Origin of the sequence: Pauljensenia sp. UMB3104, assembly GCF_030217285.1 — a bacterium.
GTDB lineage: Bacteria > Actinomycetota > Actinomycetes > Actinomycetales > Actinomycetaceae > Pauljensenia.
Map to the genome: position 1 here is coordinate 1 of NZ_JASONN010000085.1, position 392 is coordinate 392.

Below are 392 nucleotides of genomic sequence, written 5' to 3' on the forward strand. Positions count from 1 at the left end.
AGGCACGGTCGAGGGCAGAGATGATGGACTGAACTTCGTTGTAGTTCCATTCGATGTTGACGTATGTCATGGCTGATTCCTCTCGGGTGACAGGGCGAAGAACTGTGTGAGGAGAGCCCACAATTGCGTGTTGTAGATGGGGTGGATGGGGATGTGTGGTCCGGTGCTGGGGGCTAGCAATGGGGCCTCGATCCGGTAGGAGGCGGCTGGCGTGATGAGGGTCGACAGGATGGTTGTCGGAACGAAGGAATCCTCGTCCGTGCAGTCCTCGCGGATCCAGGTGGTGTATGCCCAGCGTTGGGCCACGAGAGCCTGCGCGAAGGCGGAATCTGAGGGGCCGTAGGAGGAATAGTTCTCGAGGAGCTGGGCCGTCTCTTCGGTCATGCCCTGCT

Annotated in this window: 1 pseudogene; it reads right to left on the bottom strand. The window is 59.7% G+C overall.

Annotated elements, in window-relative coordinates:
- Positions 1-66: 66 nt before the first annotated feature.
- Positions 67-392: pseudogene (locus QP415_RS10865) on the bottom strand (hypothetical protein); the annotation flags it as partial.